Consider the following 229-nt stretch of genomic DNA (forward strand, 5'->3'; position numbering starts at 1 on the left):
TGGCGCATGGTCGATCCCACCGGATCGCTGGCGGTTGCGGTCAATCCGTTCATTCCCTGTCGTTCCACCGTGGGGCTATTCATCGTTGTGATCGCTCGTGTTCTGAGGTGGCGGGCCGTGGCGGGCACAGGGAATTGTTTTCGAACCGGTTGCTTCATGAAATTGCTTGCCATCGACTGTGCCGCCAACCTCTGCGCTGCTAGCGTCTATGACGCGACGGCGAAGCGGG

The 229-nt window shown here is 60.3% G+C and carries 1 pseudogene; it reads left to right on the forward strand.

The features are described from left to right. Positions 1 to 229: pseudogene (locus tag AC0L3S_RS39835) on the forward strand (hypothetical protein); the annotation flags it as partial.

The organism is Bradyrhizobium sp. Ken01 (genome assembly GCF_055807355.1).